Here is a 1,196-nt window from a genome sequence, read left to right on the forward strand (position 1 = left end):
CACAGGGGGGTGGCCCAAATGCCGGCGGTCGCCCTGCGCGCCCTGGCGGCCGTCCGCGCCGCCGAGGCCGTGCGCGAGTCCGCCGAGGCGCTGGCCCTCGCCGAGAAACGCACCCGCGGCGCCGCCGAGGAGGCGGGCATCACCTGGGCCGCCCCCGAGTCCGCCCGCGGCGATGCGCTGACCACCGCGGTCCGCGCCGCCGCCGAACAACGCGACGCCGACCTGCGCGCCACCAGGGCCGCCCGCACCCGACTCGATGCCGCCCGCGCCGAACGCGACCGCGCCGAACGCCAGGCCCAGCGCACCCGCGACACCCGCGACACCGCCACCGCCACCCTCGCGAGCGCCGAGGCCGAGGTGGAGCTGGCCCGCAACCGGCACGCCGCCGCCCTGCGCGACTGGCAGGCCGTCCACCACGACCGTTACGCCGAGCTGGGTCCCGGCCTGGTCGACGCCCTGCTCGCCGCCGCCACCGACCAGGACGGCCCCTCCCCCGCCGAGTTGCTCGCCGAACGCACCGCACCGCTGTCGGAGGAACTGCGGGAGCGCCGCCTGGCGGCCCGGACCCGCGCCTCGGCCGCCGAGGCCCGGCTCGCCTGCCTCGTCGCCGAATCCGACCGGCTCCGTGCCGAACTCGACGACTCGCCCATCGCCGACGCCGCGTCGTCGGGGGAAAGCGGCGCACCGCTGTGGCGTGCGGTCCGGTTCGCCGAACACGTCGAGGAGGCCACCGCCGCCGGGATCGACGCCGCCCTGGCGGCCGCGGGCCTTCTGGACGCCCGGGTGGGCGCGCTGCCCGCCGCGCCCGAGCACGCTCCCCGGCGCCCGGCCGGACACACCACACCCGCGGAGGTGGAGCTGCGTCCGCTCCCGCCGGAGCACCGCCCGGCCGGACGCACCCTCGCGGATGTTCTGCGCGTCGAGGCCGATTGCGCCGACCTCGGCGTCGATCGCGCCGTGGTCGCCGATCTGCTGGCCTCCATCGCGCTGGACGACATCACGCTTGACGACGCGGACGCGCGGACGCCCGACCCGGGCTCCGATCGGCGTGCCCTGACCGTCGGCGTGAGTGGCGATTTCCGGCACGGCGTCCGCCTGGGCGGCGCCCGCAAGGAGCGGGCCGAGTTCATCGGCGCGGCGGCGCGGGCCCGGCGCAGGCGGGCGCGCCTGGCCGAACTCGACGCCGAGACGACGGC

General features: G+C 78.6%; 1 pseudogene. It reads left to right on the plus strand.

The features are described from left to right. Window positions 1-18 precede the first annotated feature (18 nt). Window positions 19-1,196: pseudogene (locus QH283_RS22960) on the plus strand (endonuclease); the annotation flags it as partial.

It is taken from the genome of Nocardia farcinica (assembly GCF_029867845.1).
GTDB lineage: Bacteria > Actinomycetota > Actinomycetes > Mycobacteriales > Mycobacteriaceae > Nocardia > Nocardia farcinica_A.